This is a genomic window from Bacillus sp. B19-2 (assembly GCF_022832475.1).
GTDB lineage: Bacteria > Bacillota > Bacilli > Bacillales > Bacillaceae > Bacillus > Bacillus paralicheniformis.
Genome location: NZ_JALHKQ010000001.1, coordinates 497,396 through 514,665 on the forward strand (window position 1 = coordinate 497,396; position 17,270 = coordinate 514,665).

Sequence of the window (17,270 nt, forward strand, 5' to 3'; positions counted from 1 at the left end):
AAAGAATGAGCGAAGTGATTGAAAAAGCAAAAAAGGCTAAAGCCGCAAAAGAAGAACTGATTCATCAGCCGACTGAAAAGAAAAATGAGGCGCTTTCCTTCATCGCCGAGGCGCTCCGCTTTAAGCAAGATGAGATATTGGCAGCAAACGAGAAAGATATCGCTCGCGGAAAAGAAAAAGGCGTTTCACCTGCGCTGCTTGACCGCCTTGCCTTAACGCCGGAGAGGCTGAATGATATAGCAGACGCCGTCATGCTGCTCATCAAGCTTGAAGATCCTGTGGGGGAAACGCTTGAAACGATCCGCAAAGACAACGGGCTTTTCATTGAAAATGTCAGGGTGCCGCTCGGAGTCGTCGGCATGATCTACGAGGCCCGGCCGAATGTAACGGTCGACGCTGCGACCCTCTGTTTGAAAACGGGAAATGCCGTCATCCTGCGGGGCAGTTCATCAGCCATCAACAGCAATCAAGCGCTCGTCCGCGTGATCAGAGAAGCGCTCGAACAATCTGCGCTTCCGCAGGATGCCGTTCAGCTCATTGAAGATACAAGCAGGGAAGCGGCACAACAGCTGTTCACGTTAAACGACGGCTTGGATGTGCTGATTCCGCGAGGAGGGAAAAACCTCATCGATATGGTGGTGCGGGAATCCACAGTGCCTGTCCTTGAAACAGGCGCGGGGAACTGTCACATATTCATTGATGAATCGGCAAAGCCCGACATGGCCGAGCAGGTTGTAATCAATGCCAAAACGCAGCGTCCTTCTGTCTGCAATGCGATTGAAACGGTGCTTATCCATAAAGACTGGGCGGAAGAGCATACGACAGCGCTGCTTCAAAAGCTTGAAGAAGCAGGTGTTGAAATCAGGGGAGACGAAGCCGTATGCGCGATGCTGCCATCTGCGGTTCCTGCTCGCGAGACCGACTGGGAAACCGAGTTTCTTGCACCGGTTGTCAGCATCAAAACGGTCACCGGAATCGCTGAAGCCATCCGGCACATCAGGCAGTACGGCACACGTCATTCGGAAGCGATTCTGACTGAAAATCAGGAAAACGCCCGGTTTTTCTTAACGTCTGTTGACGCTGCAGCAGTTTACCACAATGCTTCCACGCGTTTTACGGACGGCTTTGAATTCGGCTACGGCGCCGAAATCGGCATCAGCACGCAAAAGCTTCATGCAAGGGGGCCGATGGGCCTTAAAGCGCTGACTTCTTCTAAATATATCATTAAAGGAAACGGACAAATTCGGATATGAAAGTGAAACATCCTGTTTTGACATGCAGACAGGATGTTTTTTTGTTGCGTTATCGTATTTAATTTTATAAAATTAAATTGTGCACAATTTAAATTAAGGAGATGATTAATCATGAAACCGCTATTTACCTCGCAAGCTACTGCCAAAGGCGGCAGAGACGGACAAGTCACCTCATCTGACCGCGTCCTTGAGCTGGAGCTGGCCATGCCGGGTACGCCAAAAGCCAAAAAGAACGAAAATGCCACCAATCCGGAGCAGCTGTTTGCCGCCGGATACGCGGCATGCTTTGACAGTGCATTGCAATTGACCGCCCAAAAAGCGCGTCTTCGAATGGAGACAGAGGTGACGGCGAACGTCAGCCTTCTGAAAGATGAAGCAGATGGAGGCTATAAGCTCAGTGTCACGCTGCAAGTAAAAGGAACCGGTATTGAACAGCCGGAACTCGAAAAACTTGTTCATCAAGCTCATACCGTTTGCCCATATTCAAAAGCGATTTCCGGAAATGTTGATGTCAGCCTTGAAGTGATTTCTTAAAAAGAGAGGCGCCTTCATATCGAAGGCGCCTTTTTGCTGTCTTTACAGCGCATCTGTTTTTTTCGTCAATGAAGCCAGAAGGGATTCAAGCGTTTGTTTCAAGTTCTTCAGTTCGCCAGCCGACAGATCGGTCCGGGCGATCATGTGTTGCGGAATGCTGCTCGCTTTTTCCTGAAGTGCCAGGCCGTCTGCTGTCAGCCTGACGACCACAGACCGTTCATCTTCAGGTGACCGCTCCCTTGTTAAAAGCCCGTGCTGCTCCATTCTCTTCAGCATCGGCGTCAGTGTGCCGGAATCGAGATAAAGGAGCTTGCCCATTGTTTTGACGTTTAATTCCCCGTGTTCCCATAATAAAAGGAGTGCGAGGTACTGCGGATACGTAATATTGAGTTCATCAAGCAGCGGCTTGTAAAGCTTCGTCATTTCACGCGAACTGGCATAAAGGAGAAAACAAAGCTGTCTGTCAAGCCTCATATGTTCAAATTCGTTTGTCATCGTTTCACCAACTCTTTTCTATGTTCCTTTTTATTGTATAAGATTTTTCGTTCTTTTCCCATTGCTCTGCAGAAAATCCGAAAAAACAAAAACGGATGTTTAAAAAACTCATTTTGTGAAATATAAAGAGTAGAGGAAAAAAACGTAAGGAGGAATCAGGATGACTGCAATATTTACAGCAAAAGTCACGGCCAAAGGCGGAAGATCAGGACATGTCAAATCAGATGACGGGGTTCTGGACCACAACATTGTCATGCCAAATGAAAAAAAAGATGGCGAATCAGGGACAAATCCTGAACAGCTCTTTGCGGCGGGATACGCGGCGTGCTTCGGCGGCGCATTAGAGCATGTCGCAAAACAAAAAGGCATTGACATCGATTCTGAGGTCGAGGGCCATGTGAGCTTGCTGAAGGATGAGAGTGACGGCGGTTTTAAAATCGGCGTCAAGCTGATCGTCACTTCAGGCGGGGTAGACAAAGAAAAAGCGAAAGAGCTGGTCGAAGCCGCGCATGACTTTTGCCCTTATTCAAAAGCGACGAGAGGAAATATCGACGTCAGTCTTGAAGTAAAATAAACAAACGGGAAAGATGAAAACGAGAAAGCAAACAAAGCTTGTTTGCTTTCTTTTTTAGAAAGGAGCAGCAAATGGCATATCTTAAAAAAGCGCTTGTATTCGCCGTGCTCTCTGCCGCCTTCGTCCTTGCAGGATGCGGAACCGGAGCGAAGGAGAACAACGGAAATCAACCCTCCGTTGATACGGCCAAACAGAAAGCGCCTGATTTGAAAACATATTCTCTTGACAAAAATATCCGGTCTGAAGAAGATTTTGATTTGATAGGCAAGTATGTTCATGCCGAAGACGACCAAATCACGCTCGAAATAAAGGATAAGGAACTGATTGTCCCGAAAAGCAGCCGTTTTCACAGCGAAGACGACCATGATGACTTAATCGGGAAGCTTGTGAAGGTAGAGGTGGACGGAAAAACGCAAGAAGCGGAAGAAGCCGAGCTCATGCCGCAGTCAAAAGCCGACCAAAACGGCGTATATGAACAGGAGAAAGACGGGAGCCAAAAAATCATTGCCGCGTTTGTCAGCGAATCGGAGCAAAACATTACAATCAAAACAAAAGCAGGGGAAAAAACTTATCAGAAAACAGCCGATTTTGAGAGGGATGTCGCCGAAGCACCTGAAAAACTGAAAGGGAAAATCGTCAGGCTTGAAATTGAAAAGGATGGAAAGGCGGAAAGTCTTGACTTGGAATCTGAAGATCAAAAGCTTGAATGGTATGAGCCGTCTGCTTCAAAATGAAAAAGCTTCCTGCACCAGGAAGCTTTCTTTATTTTAATATTCCACTTTTTGATCGGTCGTTTCCCATGTGAGAAAAGGCTCAAGCTTTGCTTGAAGGTCCATTTTATAAAAAGGAATTGTCCGTTCGCTTTGCGTTTTATTGATTTCTTCATAAATAAAAGAGTCGTCAAAACCGGCCGATGCGGCATCTGAATGCTGAGCGGCGAAGTAAACTTCCTTCGGTCTTGCCCAGTAGATGGCTCCCAGGCACATTGGGCACGGCTCACAGCTTGTATAAAGAATGCAGTCGTTCAGCTGATAATCGCCAAGTGCTTCACAGGCGAGCCGAATAGCCGTTACCTCAGCATGCGCGGTCGGATCATTGCTTGTTGTGACATTGTTTTTTCCCTCGGCGATAATTTGGCCGTCTTTGACAATCACAGCGCCAAAAGGTCCGCCCGTGCCGCTTTTCACGCTCTCCACCGCAAGGTCGATTGCGCGCTGCAAAAATGTTTCATGATTCATTTCTGTATCCTCCTTGGTTGTCCTGCCTTCTTATTATAGCTGATGAATCCTGCAAAATAAACGCGCATCAGAATATTCAGTATGTTTGATTTCGAACGGTCCATCGCATACAATGAATGCTAGAATGATGAACGGGGGATGATGTTTTGCTTACATTGTATATTGCAAGACACGGTCAGACGGAATGGAATATTGAAAAAAGAATGCAAGGGTGGGAAGACTCCAATTTAACGGCTTTGGGGCTGGCAAACGCAAATGCCCTCGGCGAACGGCTGAAAGATGTTCAATTCCAAGCGGCATATTCCAGTCCAAGCGGCCGGGCCGTTGATTCTGCGCGGGCTATGCTGCAGAACCGCAGTATTCCCTTTATAACAGACGACAGATTAAAAGAAATCTCGATCGGCCGCTGGGAAGGAAAAACGTATGATGAGATCAAACAAAGCGATCCTGACTTGCTGGAAGCGTATTTCAATGCACCTGAAACATACATGCCTGATGAAGGGGAGAGCTTTTACGATTTTGAAAGACGGGTCAGCCGGGCGTATGAATCCATTCTCCGCCGCCATCGGGAAGGCAATGTCCTCATTGTCAGCCATTCCGTGTTTATTTTGATGCTCTTGAATATGTTAAAAAAGAGGCCGGTCAGTGAACTGTGGAACTCAAGCTATGTTCATGACACAGCTCTTGCGGTTGTAACAGTTTCCGAGGATGGAAGCGTCACGATCGATAGAGAAGGAGACGGGGAACATAGAGTAGAAGCAAAGAATGCCACCTGGTGAGCACGCCAAAAAGCCTGATTTCAACAATCAGGCTTTCAGCGTGTCGCCAACCCTCGCATTCGTTGGCATGCCGCTCACGAATAGGAGAAGGATCGGCGGCAAACCATCCAGGCGTCTTGCCTGAACGCCGCCGTCATCACATCCTGTTGAAGTCCGCTCCGAGCCTCTTAGCCGGAATACATTTTGGCACTGAAGCTGTGGAGCGTGGCAGCGGAAATCGTTTTGTTTTTTGAAAGACAAACGGTTTTGACATCTGCCGCATCTGCTTCCGCTTTTTTTCCGAAAAGGAAGACCGTAAGAGAAAGCGGGCCTTTGGCGATTTGCTGATATGCCAGAAGGCAAAGGTTATCGGCGATTGTGCGGCTGATCATGCGGCGTGCTGACCACAGCTGCTGCTGTCCCTCTTCATCTAACTGAATATATGCTGCGGCTCGTTTTTGCGTAAAGAGTCCTGACAGGCCGTTTTGTTTGAGCTGCTTCATGAGAGCAAGCGGTTCAGACAGCGGCGGCGCGGTCAGTCTGTAGCTGTCGGGGGAACATTTGGCTGCAGCCAAAAAAGACATGATCGGCAGGTAGCCCGCCAGACGCCCGCCGCTGTGGAAGAGCTTCTCTGCAAGCATTTGATCGGTCTTTTTCATGCGGATTTCTGTAAAGTGCAGGAGATGCTGCAAATCATCGAGCGTGTGTAAAAATCCATTGAGTTCATGTTCCATTTCGGATTGCGCCTGATCGATGCCGTATGTCCTTGCTGTTTTTACGCTGGAGAAAAGAACATGAAAATGGCGGTTCAAAAGGCGTATTAAATCGCTGATTCGTTGGTGGGAATAGCGAAATTGGCGGGCGAGCGCTTGCAGATCATTGATGTTCAGCCGGATCGTCATGTCAGCTCCTCGGCTTTCAGCTGAAGCCGCTCAATTTCATCGGACGCCTGCTCCTTAATGGCCCTCAGCCTGTCATACACGCGCGATTCCGCCCGGTCAAGATCATCCAAAAGCGCGTCATACATTTCGCGCGCCTGTCCGCGCCATCCGTTGATATACATTTGGTGCGCTTTTAAAATAGAAGAACTTTCCTGCCTCAGCTCATCAATGGCGGCAGTCACTTCTTTTACGTATAACTGTAGAGAGTGAATGTCTTCCTGATATATTTTTCGTTTGATTTTTCGTTCTAACGCTATTCCATCGTCAATCACTACATATTTTCCTTCCCTTCCATCATCTACTACAAATATGTTAAAAGAAAAGGATACGGAAAGAAATCGTACGAATGAATCAAAAGTCTTAATGATTTTTGGGCGGACGCACCTTATATAACGGTTCTTTCGACCTAAAAAGGGCTGAGGACATGAAAAGAGCCGCCCGTGTGAACAGGCGGCGTTTGTGTTGGGTTTTTTGTGAAATTAAACAGTTTGAGCGAGTTTGCCTCTTGCTTGTTTGGCTGCTTTAACCATATGTTTAAGCGCTGCGATCGTTTCTTCAGGCTGCCTCGTTTTTAAACCGCAGTCAGGGTTGACCCAGAAGCGGTCAGCCGGGCAGACTTTCAGCGCGTCTTCTATGATCGTGAGCATTTCATCGCTGGAAGGGACGCGGGGGCTGTGAATATCATAGACGCCAAGCCCGAGCCCTTTCAGGTAAGGGTGCTGTTCCAGATAATCAAGGAATCCGCCGTGGCTTCTGCTGTGTTCGATCGTAATGACGTCTGCGTCAAGATCTTCGATCGTGTCTACGATATCTTCAAAGTTGCTGTAGCACATATGCGTATGAATTTGCGTCGTATCTTCCACTGATGAAGTGGACAGTCTAAACGCTTCGGCAGCCCATTTAAGGTACTCGTCCCAATCCCGTTCTTTAAGCGGCAGGCCTTCTCTCAAAGCAGGTTCATCGACCTGGATGATTTGAATGCCTGCTTTTTCGAGCGCTTCAACCTCTTTGCGGAGAGCTTGGGCGATTTGGAAGGCAATCTCTTTTCTCGGCAGATCATAACGGGCAAAGGACCAGTTTAAAATGGTAACAGGCCCTGTCAGCATGCCCTTGACTTTCTTCGAGGTCAAGGATTGGGCGTAAACTGTTTCTTTTACCGTCATCGGCTCTTTAAACTCGACATCTCCGTAGATGACCGGCGGACGGACGCAGCGGGAACCGTATGACTGAACCCAGGCGTATTTGGTAAAGGCGAATCCTCCGAGCTTTTCACCGAAATATTCAACCATGTCTGTCCGTTCGAATTCTCCGTGAACGAGAACGTCAAGTCCGAGCTCTTCCTGAATGTCAATCCATTTCTTTGTTTCTTCCTGAATAAATACTTCATACTGCTCGTCAGACCATTCTTTTTTCCGCCATTTTTGCCGTGCGCTCCGCACTTCCGCCGTCTGCGGGAAGCTGCCGATCGTTGTTGTCGGCAATAGAGGAAGTCCGAGAGATTCATTTTGGATCCGCAGTCTTTCTTCAAAAGCTGTCGGACGTTTAAAGTCTTCCTCGGTCAGCTTGTCTCTTTCTTCGGCAAAGGCCGAATTTGTCGCTGCACCGTATCGTTTGAGAGCTTGAAGGTGTCCGTGAGCTTCATCGATTTCCGCTTGGATGGCCGCTTTTCCGGAAACAAGTCCGTTCTTCAGCAGTGTAAGCTCCAGAAGCTTTTCTTTTGCAAAAGATAAACCGTTCAAGAGATCATTGGCAAGATGCTCGTCCGGGTGTTTTGCGACAGGGACGTGAAGCAGGCTGTTTGAAGGCTGAATCCAGACTTCGTCAACCCCCGCACTCCGGATCAGCTCAAGCGTCAGGTCCAGGCGTTCTTCGAGATTGGCTTTCCAAATGTTGCGCCCGTCTAAAATACCGGCGGCAAGGACTTTGTCTTTAGGAAAACCGTGCGCTTTTAAATGCTCGAAGTTTTTCCCTTTATCATGAACAAAATCAAGACCAATCCCGGCGACAGGAAACGATATCAACTCTTCATAAGCGTCAACCGAATCAAAATAGGTTTGCAGAAGGATATTCAGTCCAGGGACTTCCTCTGTCAACGTCTGATAGATTTCTTTGACTGCAGCCGCTTCTTCATGTGAAGCCGTCACTAGAGCAGGCTCGTCGATTTGCACCCATTTGCCGCCTTCCTGCTCAATCTCTTTCAGAACTTGGATGTAAAGAGGCGTCATTTGGTTATAAATATCTTTGATATCTTGTTGTTCATAGCCTTTTGCAAGGGCTACGAAAGTGTAAAGGCCGAGTATGACGGGCTTCGTTTCTGTTCCCAATGCTGCTTTTGCTCTTTTGTAATCTTCAAGCGGTTTGTTTCTCGTCACGCGGTATTGTGCGCCTTTTTCAAATTCAGGCACAATATAATGGTAGTTTGTGTTAAACCATTTTGTCATTTCACACGATACAGCATCTTTCGTGCCTCTCGCCATTGCGAAATAAGTATCTAACGGATCATGTACATCCTTGAATCTTTTTGGAATCCAGTTGAACATCACCGCCGTGTCAAGAACGTGGTCGTACAGGGTAAAGTCGGAAACCGGTATGATATCGATTTGCTGATCAAGTTGAGTCTGGAGGGCTGCTAAAAATTGTTCGTCCATTTCTTTTAAAAAGGTCTCACGGTCTGTGTTTCCTTTCCAATAAGCCTCAAGCGATTTTTTCCATTCTCTGTTCAAGCCGATTCTTGGAAATCCCAAGCTGCTCGTTTTTACATTTGTCATTCTGGTCTCCTCCTTTTAATGTTCAATAAAAAAGACACTCACACTTCGGACAATGAGAAGGTGAATGCCTGAAAACAGCATTTTTGCGAACGAGAAATAAACGTAGCGATTGTTACGTCAACTCGAACACCTCCTATCGACCGTAGGTTGATGGTGCGTCAGAACAGGCAGGTCTCCTGGCTCATGAATCGACGGTTATTTCCCCCTTCCCGTATAGAAACAGTGGGTTTTATGAAATAACCTCCTCATTCACAGTGGCGGGACCGCGTCGGATTTTCACCAAACTTCCCTTTTAAAATCTAACCTCGTTAGATTACCATGTTCCCGGCGATGAAATTGTTTAGTAGATTATATACCGTCACGATCTTTTAGTCAAAATAATTTTTGAATTCTTGCAATTAAAAAGATTCGGCCTTATCGACAGCCATGAAAAAGGCCGCCGACATTGTCGGCAGCCTCCTTAGGCTGTTAAAGGGAAAGAAGTTTTGCTTCGCCGGCTTTTTCCGCCAGTACCTCCGGCGCCGACAAATATAAAAATCCGTTGCCGATCAGCGCTTTTGAGTAATCAAGAGGAAGCGTGCGGCGGATTAACTGAGCATACAGTTCCGGTTCTGTCAGTTTCCGTTTAAACGCCTCTTCTTCAGCTGACTTAATGAGAGCGAGCGCGCCGCTGACGTGCGGTGTAGCCATTGATGTTCCCGTCAGCTTTCCGTATTGATGATCTGGCAATGTAGAGAGGATTTCTTCTCCAGGTGCAACGAGGTCAATTTCTTTGTTCGCATTTGAGAATTCGGAAGATTCCCGCGTCAATGACACGGACCCGACAGCGATGACTTCGTTGTATGCAGCAGGGTATGAGTACTCCTCTGTACGGTCATTGCCGTCGCCTTCGTTTCCGGCGGCGCAGACGACGAGCACTCCGCTTTTCACGGCGTTTGCCACCGCTTCTTTCAATTCCGGAACGTCGGCAGGTCCGCCGAGCGACATTGAAATGATATCGGCTTTTTGTTCGACGGCGTAGTTGATCCCGTTGATGATCCATTCATAATCGCCACTGCCGTCTTCACCGCCGAGCACCTTGACGATTAATAGGTTCGCTTCGGGTGCCACCCCGGAGATGCCGCCGTTTTGATCGTTTGCGGCAATCGTCCCCGCCACATGGGTGCCATGTCCATTATAATCATGAAATTGATCTTCTTTTCCGTTGTCATCATCAGTAAAGTTTCTGCCTCCGATGATTCGGTCTGCCAAATCGGGATGGGTTGCGTCACAGCCTGTGTCAAGCACTGCGACAGTAATATCTTTTCCTTTAAAACCTTGTGACCACAGCTCCGGTGCCTTAATCGCATCGATTCCTTCCGGCAATTCATTCACGTCCATCAGCTTTGTGTCAGTGACATAAGGAATTAATCGCATTTGCATTTCAAAGCCCTCCCTGTTATATGCTGCTTTAGATGGGTTACAAGGTGCGTGATTTTATTGTAAAACATTCACTTTGTTAAAAAAAGGTTCATTTGTATGAATTTTATGAAAAGTTAAAAAATATAGATAATAAAGGAGAAAAGTCGAATAAATGCGAACAATGCTGGAATTGTAAGCGAAAAGACCTGTGAAATCGGTGAAAGGACGAGAGAATCACTAGATATATGAGATTTCGCTTCATCATATTATCACGGCAAAAGGATATCCTATTAAAAAAAGGAGTTGATACAAGATGAAAGAACAAGAAAACGAAAAAAGAGACGAATTGTCAATCGAGCAGGCGGAGTTTGTGCCGCATCCAAAATATGAAGGAGAATACGCGCTTTTGCTCCACGAAAACTATCACCTGCTGTCAAAGGACGACCTTGAACAGAATAGCGAAAAATAAGAACGGAGCTCGGCATCTCGGCGAAAGAGCTGGTTTAATTTTGACGAAAAAGGGAATCAACCATAATAGAGAGCATTAAGTTTGCTTTTCTTATTGACAGTTATCCTTTTTTTCTGTAATCTCATTGTGTCCGGTAAATACAGCTCTTCGTTAGGTGAGGCTCCTGTATGGAGATACGCTGCTGCCCAAAAATGTCCAAAGACGCCAATGGGTCAACAGAAATCATCGATCTAAGGTGATTTTTAATGCAGCTGGCATGCTGCCTATGCCATACAGTGCTAAAGCTCTACGATGGAAGGCGTTAGGGTTTTATTTTGTATGGCTTTTAACACCTTCATTTCAATGAAATAGGTGTTTTTTTATTTTTTGAGGAAAGTGAACTTTCCGTATTAAACAAGGAGGTGGAAGTATGGATTCTCCCCATTCGAGGCGGTTTAAACATACGAGAAATATTTTACAGCATCACACATTGATTGATGAGGAGATCCTTATACTTCACCCCTTTTGCTATGGTGATATAAGGATCTCCTGAAAAGGGAGGTACAGATTGCCATGGTAAAAAACATGACATATGATGAACTGATTTTACGCATTATTATTTTGCTGAGAGACGGAAAGCGAAAAGAGTTTCAAAGCGTTTTAGAAGAACTGCAGCCTTATGATATGGCGATTCTGTTTAAGGAGATGCCCGAAAAGCACCGCGGCCGGTATCTGTCTTTTTTAACGGTTGAAGACATTACCGATCTCATGGGCGAACTGGACAGAGAAGAGCAGCTTGTCGTTTTGAACAAGGTCGGCAAAGAAAAAGCGATCCATGTGATGAATAAAATGGACAACGACGACCTTGCCGCGCTCTTCGAGGAAATGGACCCAGAGCTGAAAGACCAGCTTCTTTCCAGCATGGAAGCGGAAGAATCTGAAGCGGTCCGGGTCCTGATGAACTACCCGCCTGAAACAGCGGGAAGAATCATGACAAACCGCTATGTCTGGATTCCGCAGCATTACACGGTAAAAGAAGCGGTCGTCAAGCTGAAAAGCTTTGCGGAAATCGCAGAGTCGATCAACTATTTATATGTTATCAATGAGCAAAAGCAGCTTGTCGGGGTTATCTCATACCGGGATCTTATTTTGGCAGAACCTGATGAGAAGGTTCAGGATTTAATGTTTACAAGGGTGATATCGGCGGACGCTCTTCAAGATCAGGAAGAAGTCGCAAGGCTCATCGAGCGGTACGACTTTCTGGCGATTCCCGTTGTAGAAAAAGACCATGAACTGGTCGGGATCGTAACGGTTGACGACATTATCGACATCGTCATCCAGGAAGCGAATGAAGACTACGAAAAATTTGCTGCATCAGGTAAAGCGATCACGTTTGATACAAAATCGTATGTCGCTGCATACCGTCGTCTGCCGTGGCTGATCTTGCTTCTGTTCATCGGTTTGATCTCTGGCAGCATCATGAGCTATTTTGAAGACACGCTGCAGCAAGTTGTCGCATTGGCCTTTTTTATGCCGATGATCGCGGGAATGACGGGTAACACCGGAACACAGTCTCTCGCTGTCGTCATCAGAGGACTGTCAAAAGAAGAGCTCAACAAAAAAACGATTTTCCGTTTGATTTTCCGGGAGCTCAGAGCCGGGATTATTATCGGCGTCGTGTGTGCGGTCGTGATTACGGGAATCGCGATTGTATGGCAGGGGAATCTGCTGCTCGGTTTTGTGGTAGGGACTTCGCTTTTTGCCACACTGATCATCGGAACGATGGCGGGAACGATCGTCCCGATCATCCTTCACAAGTGCAACGTCGACCCTGCAATTGCATCGGGTCCGCTGATTACAACATTAAATGACATTTTGTCACTGCTGATCTACTTCGGTATTGCAACTGCATTCATTCATTCGCTGTAAGCAGCAGCCCTCCTTTTTTAGGGAGGGTTTTTTGCTTGCCAGAATCCGTAAAAGCCTATATATTTTAGGCAGAGATCAGGGGGGATTGGTATGAGAAGATTTGCAGCAGTGCTGATTTGTTTAGCCGTTGCAATGGTTGCTGCCGGCTGTCAGAATGAAGATGAAGGAAAAGACAGGCGGCTCGTCGCAGTCGAGGATATGCTTGAGGCGATATTGAACGATGATGTATCAAAGATGAAGCGGTTGTACGTGGAGGGCGCAACCCCCTCTCCGGAAACAATCCTGGAAAACAAACAGAAATGGGGAATTTCCGGGCTTCGTGCTGATGATTTTCAAATTTCTGAAGCGAGCATCCATGTGTTTCATGCCGCTTATAAGATGGAAAATACCGGTCAGCCCGGAACGATCGCGTTTCGGATACGCAATGATCCAGATAAAGGCGTTATGATCGATTTCATTGGATACATAAAGGAAACGAAACAGCAGGAAAACAGGTGACGAATCATCCAGAGGGAATGATTCGTTTTTTTAGCGGTTTTTGTATTTAAAATGAGCGTTAAGCTGTCCTTCGAGCATTTTCTTTCTGAGCTGCTGGTCGTTTTTCAGCCTCTGTTCTTTTTTGCGCATATCTTTGAGGATTTCTGCCGTCTGAACACCGTCTTCCCGCTTGTTTGCGATTTCCATCAGCCGTTCGACGTCAGCAAAGGAATATTTGCGCGTGCCTCTTGAAGAGCGCTGCGGATAGATCAGCTTGCGTTCTTCGTAATAGCGGATCTGCCTGACCGACAAACCCGTCAGCTCGCTGACAATGCCAATTGAAATCACTTTTTTATCTTTATAAGAAAGATCTTCGACTGTCATTTTCCCACCCCTAAGATGACTTTTTTTGTATTATATAAGAAAACGCGCGAAAAAACCTGACGTTTGTCAGAAAATCTAACATTGTTGAAAAACTTTTTAAAAAATCGCGGAAGAAAAGTTTACAGGAACAATGCAAGGGGTAAAAGTGTTTTGTATGCTGTAGGTACAGACTGATGAGGAGGAATCGTTGGATGAAGGAACACAAAGCAGTCACACTCGCCAAAGAAATCGTTGCTTTAGACATTAAGAGAGACGAATTGCTCGAGACATTAATGAAGCTTGCCGGAAAGGATGCGTTTTCGCTGCTGAGGGCGGTGCAGAACGGATTTTATCAAAAGTCCTCTTAAATCCGGAAGTGGGTGTGAAGGCAAACTTTACACGGCCTTAAAGCCTGGTTAATAAATAAGGTCTATTCTTATATTACAACACACGAAAATGAAAGGAGAAGTTCATGAGCAGATTGTTAAAAAACGCTTTGGAAAAGGAAAGAAACCACTATTTAAAAAAACTGAACTCACTCGGTGAGTATAATGAGGATGTTTTGCAGAGGATGACGATTACGGAGCTCAGAAATGAATATTTTTATTTTTTCCGGAAAAATAAAGCCCGTTTTCAAAATCGGCCATTTTGAAAAAAACGGGCTTCTTTTTAATATCTTAAAAAAAATAAGCAGGAGTTTTCTTTCGGATAACGAAAATATATACATATAGAATATGGGAAAAGCATGACCCTTTCTTTTTTTACATTTGTAAGGGTTTTCATTTCCCGGGTTCATTTTAAGAAAATAGTATAAGAGGTAGATGATATGAGACTTTCGTTTAATGAGGAAGAAGTTCACCGTGCTATGTCGCTGTACAAGGTTTTTGCCAGGGCTTTTAAAAGCGTTTCAGAACATAGTATTCGTGACAGCAAGGAACACGGCTTTAATCCTACAGAATTTGCTGTATTGGAGCTTTTGTATACGAGGGGAGCCCAAAAGCTGCAGCAAATCGGCTCGAGGCTGCTCCTTGTAAGCGGAAACGTAACCTATGTGATCGACAAACTGGAAAAAAACGGTTTCATCAAACGAGAGCAGGACCCGAAAGATAAACGGTCTGTCTATGCGAATTTGACAGAGAAGGGAAAGGCATATCTCGATGAGATTTATCCGATCCACTCCCTGAGAATTGCGCGGGCTTTTTCAGGCTTAACAAAAGAGGAACAGGAGCAGCTGATGGCCCTTCTGAAAAAAGCCGGAATCCACAGCCAGCACCTATTGTTTCGCTGAAAAAGTCAGTTTTCCGTACGGTCATTTTCTTTTAAGTGATCGAGAATAGCTTTGATCTGTTTGTCTTGGGGCTGTCTGAAGAAGCTTTCGAAAGGGCATCCGAGTTCCTTTGTGCGTTTGATGACAGCCTCCATCGTAAAATTTGAGGGTGCCAAGTCTGAATGGACTTCATCCCAAAACAGCGGTGCGGCCACTGTGCCAAGCTCATTGCCTCTTGTGGAATACGGGCAGATGATCGTTTTTCCCGGAGCGTGCTGCACATAGTCAATATAGAGTTTTCCGCCCCTGTTTTTAATCAGGCGTTCGGTTGTGAACAGATCGGGAAAAAGCGAGACACAATAAGAAGCCGCAAAGCTTGTGAAAAGGCGGGTTTCTTCATAAGTAAAGGCGTTTTTTGAAATCGGAATATAGATTTGTATCCCTTTATTCCCCGACAGCTTTGGAAAAGATAAGAGGCCGAGCTGATCAAATAAACGGTGAAGCTCTTTCGCGGCTCTGACGGCCAGCGGAAACTCCGACCTTGAAGGCGGATCGAGATCGAAAACGATTTCGGTCGGACGGGTCGTATCCGCTGTTTGAAAAGGGATATGGAACTCCAGCGCAAGCTGATTGGCAAGCCACAGCAGAACCGAATAATCGCTGCAGATGATATGCTCGTGCTCGTCATCCCGAATCGACGTGATAAATTCGGGTGCGTAGTCGGGCTTGTTTTTTTGAAAAAAAGATTCTCCGCCGGAACCGTGCGGATAACGGATAACGGTAAGCGCCCGATTGTCGAGAAATGGAAGCAGAAAATCGCCGATTTCATTCAGGTATCCGATGTAATCCGCTTTTGTTTTATTGCTTTTAGGAAAGATGACTTTATCAAGGCTTGTCAGCTGCAAATCGGGGTGGACGTTTCTTGAATGAAGCAGCAGGCGCTTGTAAGTACAATCTTTCCAAGCCATGTCAAATTCAAAAGAAACAAACGACACCTCGCGCAATGTCCCGTAATGAATCGTTAAATAATGGACCGTCATGCAAATCGACGGATCTATGGTATATTCGCCGGGCTTTGTTTCGGTTCCGTATTGCTTGACGATTGAAAGAATGGCGTTTCTTTCCTGTTCTCCAAGTCCGTGGGAAACCGAACCGACTTCTTTGATTTGACCGCGGTCATAGACGGCGATGGTCAAATAACGGTTTGCCATGTTGTAGCCTGTCATAAATACAGCTGCTTTTTTGTAGTTTTTGAGCTTGAGCCATTCGGCTGTTTTTTTACTTTCAGCCCAGCGGCTTTCTTTTTTCTTCGCGACAATTCCCTCGCCGTCAAACCTTTTAACAGCATGCCAAAGAGCATGGAAATCTGAAGTGTCAGGGATGTATTGAATTCGTGCGTGAGCCATCGGATCGGGAGCCATCGGCAAGCCGAGTTCTTTCATCAGGTCGGAAAGCATGCGTTTTCGTTCGGTATAGGGGAGCGGGGTTACACTTTCTCCTTTAAAGACCAGTAAATCAAAAGCGAGGTACTGACACGGTTTCTTCGCGGCTGCTTGTTCAATCAACTCGGCCTTTTTGCTTAACCCTCTTTTTTGGACGTATTCAAACCGGGAACGAAAACGGTTTGTCAACGACACAATTTCCCCGTCAATCGTGATCGGCAAGTGTTCTTTGAGATTTTCGATCATGCTTTTTGCAAATTCCGTAATTTCCGGAAATGTGTTTTCGAGCGGTTGCGAGTTTCTGCTGATGAGCGAAACGTCGCCGGCCGCGGAAATTTTTAAAAGCCCCCGATACCCGTCATACTTGGCTTCATACCGCCAATTGCCGCCTGAAGGAGCGGATGTGGTCAAAACGGGCTGCATCGTGATTCCCATTTTTTATTTTGCCTCTGAAGCTTTTTTGCGCGACGTTTTTTTCTTTTTTTCCCCGGTTCCTTTTGCAACAGGCGCTTTTTCCGCTTCCCGGTCGGGCGCTTTTGTCCGTTCGATGCTGGCTTGGAGAGCGCTCACGAGATCGATGACATCTTCGCGCGGAGCGGCGGCCCCGGTATTTGGCGTGACACCCTCATGATGATCGATTTTCTCTTTGATTTTATCCATCAGCGCAAGTCTGTACGTATCTTCATATTGTTCAGGCGCAAATGTCGTCGTTAGCTCGTCTATTAGTGAAATCGCGGTTTGCAGCTCTTTTTCGTTAACCGCGGTTTCTTCCGGAACACCGGGTACGTGGGCTGCGTTTCGGACTTCATCAGGGTAGTGGATAGACTCCATTAAAATGCAGTTTTCGTAGACGCGAAGAATAGCGAGCTGTTTTTTTGAGCGGATGGTCATATGGGCGATCCCGATCTTTTCTGTTTTTCTGAGCGCTTCGCGCAAAAGGGAGTACGCTTTTACACCGTTATCTCCCGGTCCGACGAAATATGAACGGTTGAAATAGATGGGGTCGATTTCCTTTAGCTGCACAAAATCAACAATTTCGACAGCCTTGTCTTCCTGCTCTTCTTTGAGCTGTTTCAGCTCATCGTCCGATAAAACGACGTATTTGCCTTTAACATATTCGTAGCCTTTGACGATGTCGTCGGGCGCGATTTCCTGATGGCAGTTTGTGCACTTTTTTTCATATTGAATCGGGGCGTGGCATTCTTTATGAAGCGACCTTAATTTAATATCCTTATCCTCTGTCGCTGCGAACAGTTTAATGGGGATATTGACAAGGCCGAAGCTGATTGAGCCTTTCCACATCGTATGCATCGGTTCGGTTCAACTCCTTTTCTTTTATTGATGCCTCTCTGCAGATTGTTTCATGAATAGCAACTTATGGA

At 46.2% G+C, this 17,270-nt stretch carries 19 protein-coding genes and 2 riboswitches; of the genes, 10 read left to right on the forward strand and 9 right to left on the reverse strand.

Going from position 1 to position 17,270, the window contains the following annotated elements:
- The first annotated feature begins 5 nt into the window (after window positions 1-5).
- Both MST20_RS02615 and MST20_RS02620 read left to right on the forward strand, forming a co-directional pair.
- Complete coding sequence (locus MST20_RS02615) at window positions 6-1,253, forward strand: glutamate-5-semialdehyde dehydrogenase (RefSeq protein WP_243939930.1); 1,248 nt, start codon at window positions 6-8, stop codon at window positions 1,251-1,253.
- Window positions 1,254-1,364: 111 nt separating this feature from the next.
- On the forward strand, window positions 1,365-1,787 hold the full coding sequence (locus tag MST20_RS02620; protein ID WP_279599809.1) for an organic hydroperoxide resistance protein: 423 nt from the start codon (window positions 1,365-1,367) through the stop codon (window positions 1,785-1,787).
- Window positions 1,788-1,829: 42 nt separating this feature from the next.
- Here MST20_RS02620 and MST20_RS02625 read toward each other — a convergent pair whose 3' ends face one another.
- Window positions 1,830-2,282, reverse strand: coding sequence for a MarR family winged helix-turn-helix transcriptional regulator (locus MST20_RS02625; protein ID WP_243939932.1), 453 nt, complete (start codon window positions 2,280-2,282; stop codon window positions 1,830-1,832).
- A 160-nt stretch (window positions 2,283-2,442) separates the two neighbouring features.
- Here MST20_RS02625 and ohrB point away from each other — a divergent pair, with 160 nt between their 5' ends.
- Window positions 2,443-2,856 (forward strand): organic hydroperoxide resistance protein OhrB, encoded by a 414-nt coding sequence (gene ohrB / locus MST20_RS02630; protein WP_243939933.1) that lies wholly within the window; start codon window positions 2,443-2,445, stop codon window positions 2,854-2,856.
- A 71-nt stretch (window positions 2,857-2,927) separates the two neighbouring features.
- Window positions 2,928-3,590, forward strand: coding sequence for a hypothetical protein (locus tag MST20_RS02635; RefSeq protein WP_243939935.1), 663 nt, complete (start codon window positions 2,928-2,930; stop codon window positions 3,588-3,590).
- A 33-nt stretch (window positions 3,591-3,623) separates the two neighbouring features.
- Here the strand turns inward: MST20_RS02635 and guaD are convergent, their stop codons facing one another.
- Window positions 3,624-4,094 carry a guanine deaminase gene (gene guaD, locus MST20_RS02640; protein WP_243939937.1) on the reverse strand — a complete coding sequence of 157 codons (471 nt, stop codon included), beginning with the start codon at window positions 4,092-4,094 and terminating at the stop codon, window positions 3,624-3,626.
- A gap of 146 nt (window positions 4,095-4,240) precedes the next feature.
- Between guaD and MST20_RS02645 the strand changes: the two genes are divergently transcribed.
- Entirely contained in the window at window positions 4,241-4,873 is a 633-nt protein-coding gene (locus tag MST20_RS02645) for a histidine phosphatase family protein (protein ID WP_243939939.1), read from the forward strand.
- A 167-nt stretch (window positions 4,874-5,040) separates the two neighbouring features.
- On the opposite strand, the gene MST20_RS02650 is transcribed toward MST20_RS02645, so the two are convergent.
- The 4 genes from MST20_RS02650 to MST20_RS02665 form a co-directional block, all read right to left on the reverse strand.
- A complete protein-coding gene (locus tag MST20_RS02650) occupies window positions 5,041-5,754 on the reverse strand; it encodes a hypothetical protein (protein ID WP_243939941.1) in 714 nt (237 codons plus the stop codon).
- On the reverse strand, window positions 5,751-6,065 hold the full coding sequence (locus MST20_RS02655) for a DUF5082 domain-containing protein (RefSeq protein ID WP_243939943.1): 315 nt from the start codon (window positions 6,063-6,065) through the stop codon (window positions 5,751-5,753). The genes MST20_RS02650 and MST20_RS02655 overlap by 4 nt, the downstream gene beginning before the upstream one ends.
- 207 nt (window positions 6,066-6,272) lie before the next feature.
- Complete coding sequence (gene metE, locus MST20_RS02660) at window positions 6,273-8,561, reverse strand: 5-methyltetrahydropteroyltriglutamate--homocysteine S-methyltransferase (RefSeq protein WP_243939945.1); 2,289 nt, start codon at window positions 8,559-8,561, stop codon at window positions 6,273-6,275.
- A gap of 149 nt (window positions 8,562-8,710) precedes the next feature.
- Window positions 8,711-8,899, reverse strand: a riboswitch (cobalamin riboswitch).
- 130 nt (window positions 8,900-9,029) lie between these two features.
- Window positions 9,030-9,983 (reverse strand): S8 family peptidase, encoded by a 954-nt coding sequence (locus MST20_RS02665; RefSeq protein WP_243939948.1) that lies wholly within the window; start codon window positions 9,981-9,983, stop codon window positions 9,030-9,032.
- 292 nt (window positions 9,984-10,275) lie between these two features.
- Between MST20_RS02665 and MST20_RS02670 the strand changes: the two genes are divergently transcribed.
- From MST20_RS02670 to MST20_RS02680, 3 genes are all read left to right on the forward strand, one after another.
- A complete protein-coding gene (locus MST20_RS02670) occupies window positions 10,276-10,431 on the forward strand; it encodes a transcriptional regulator SplA domain-containing protein (protein ID WP_243939950.1) in 156 nt (51 codons plus the stop codon).
- A 139-nt stretch (window positions 10,432-10,570) separates the two neighbouring features.
- A riboswitch (M-box (ykoK) riboswitch) is annotated at window positions 10,571-10,735 on the forward strand.
- Between the two features lie 248 nt (window positions 10,736-10,983).
- Window positions 10,984-12,339 (forward strand): magnesium transporter, encoded by a 1,356-nt coding sequence (gene mgtE / locus MST20_RS02675; protein ID WP_243939953.1) that lies wholly within the window; start codon window positions 10,984-10,986, stop codon window positions 12,337-12,339.
- Window positions 12,340-12,429: 90 nt separating this feature from the next.
- A complete protein-coding gene (locus MST20_RS02680) occupies window positions 12,430-12,837 on the forward strand; it encodes a hypothetical protein (protein ID WP_243939955.1) in 408 nt (135 codons plus the stop codon).
- A gap of 30 nt (window positions 12,838-12,867) precedes the next feature.
- On the opposite strand, the gene MST20_RS02685 is transcribed toward MST20_RS02680, so the two are convergent.
- Window positions 12,868-13,200 carry a MerR family transcriptional regulator gene (locus tag MST20_RS02685; protein WP_020451114.1) on the reverse strand — a complete coding sequence of 111 codons (333 nt, stop codon included), beginning with the start codon at window positions 13,198-13,200 and terminating at the stop codon, window positions 12,868-12,870.
- A gap of 191 nt (window positions 13,201-13,391) precedes the next feature.
- Between MST20_RS02685 and MST20_RS02690 the strand changes: the two genes are divergently transcribed.
- The gene (locus MST20_RS02690; RefSeq protein ID WP_243939957.1) at window positions 13,392-13,547 is read left to right on the forward strand and encodes a hypothetical protein; all 156 of its coding nucleotides are present in this window, start codon (window positions 13,392-13,394) and stop codon (window positions 13,545-13,547) included.
- A 458-nt stretch (window positions 13,548-14,005) separates the two neighbouring features.
- Window positions 14,006-14,467 (forward strand): MarR family winged helix-turn-helix transcriptional regulator, encoded by a 462-nt coding sequence (locus MST20_RS02700; protein WP_020451117.1) that lies wholly within the window; start codon window positions 14,006-14,008, stop codon window positions 14,465-14,467.
- A gap of 5 nt (window positions 14,468-14,472) precedes the next feature.
- Here MST20_RS02700 and MST20_RS02705 read toward each other — a convergent pair whose 3' ends face one another.
- Together MST20_RS02705 and ku are read right to left on the reverse strand one after the other, a co-directional pair.
- Entirely contained in the window at window positions 14,473-16,323 is a 1,851-nt protein-coding gene (locus MST20_RS02705) for a DNA ligase D (RefSeq protein WP_243939961.1), read from the reverse strand.
- A 3-nt stretch (window positions 16,324-16,326) separates the two neighbouring features.
- Window positions 16,327-17,199, reverse strand: coding sequence for a non-homologous end joining protein Ku (gene ku, locus MST20_RS02710; RefSeq protein ID WP_243939963.1), 873 nt, complete (start codon window positions 17,197-17,199; stop codon window positions 16,327-16,329).
- Window positions 17,200-17,270: the final 71 nt, after the last annotated feature.